This window comes from Bartonella sp. ML70XJBT.G (assembly GCF_028618575.1).
Classification (GTDB): domain Bacteria; phylum Pseudomonadota; class Alphaproteobacteria; order Rhizobiales; family Rhizobiaceae; genus Bartonella.
The window spans coordinates 1-1,129 of the sequence record NZ_JAQITA010000080.1; the positions used below are offsets into that span (position 1 = coordinate 1).

1 pseudogene is annotated in these 1,129 nt (G+C 40.5%); it reads right to left on the reverse strand.

From position 1 onward, the window contains the following. Positions 1–1,129 (reverse strand): annotated as a pseudogene (locus PVV64_RS10385) (hypothetical protein); the annotation flags it as partial.

Sequence of the window (1,129 nt, forward strand, 5' to 3'; positions counted from 1 at the left end):
TTATAAGTAGTTTCTTCAACTCCACTATTATCCTTTTTAACGGTCTTAACTTTGAAGATTGGAGCTACCCATGTGCCATTCTCATAACCAGCATTACCGCCTAAAGTCTTCGCAACACTGCTCCCTAACGTATAAAGCTGGGAACCATTAACCGCATCGGCTGAACCAGACGCAACGGTTCCATCCGCAAGATGCATGATTTTACTGTTACTTCTTGATCCTTCTTTCTCCTCATGTCGCGCACTAAAAGCATTATCAGTTTCACTCCATAACAGAGCATTCTGCTTCATATTTTCAGTAACTTGCGTATTACTTTGGCTAATCTCTTTTTGAAGATTCTCAAAAGATGTACCTACACCAGCAAAGGCTGAAACAATATCACCATAGCTTTCCTCTTCAATCGCACTGCCATCTTTTTTAATGCTCTTAACCTTAAAGCTTGGAGCTATCCATACGCCATTCTTATAACTCGCTTCACCACCTAAGGTCTTTGCAACACTGCTCCCTAACGTATAAAGCTGGTTACCCGTGACAGCATCACTTGAGGCTGCAGTAACCTCACCATTGGAAAGGTATTTAATCTTACTATTTGCTTTGCCTTCACCATGCTGCGCCACAAAAGCATTGTCTTCATTGCTCCATAGTAAAGCATCGCCTTTAACTTCTTTATTAATATTGTCTAATTTTTCATTAAAATTATTAACAACATTATTCAGATGTTGGTTCACATTTGTGAAGTTCGTATCAATTCCGGCAAAAGCAGAACCTACATCTTTATATGTCTTTTTTCCACTTTCCTTACCATCTTCACTGAACATTTTCAGCATAAAGCTTGGGGCTACCCACGTGCCATTCTCATAGCTCGCACCACCACCAAAAGACTTCGCAACACTGCTTCCTAGAGCATAAAGCTGATTACCTGCTACTGCATCGCTTGAAGTTGCGGTAATGGCTCCATTGGCAAGAGACGTAATCTTGCTAGCTTTTCTGTCATTATCTTTCCCGTGCGTTGCCACAAACGCATTAGCAGTCTTGCTCCATAATAAAGCATCACTTGTAACTTGTTGCGTAACATTACCCACTGCTTCCGCTAATTTATCTTCTACTTTCTTAATATTTGTATCAAGCT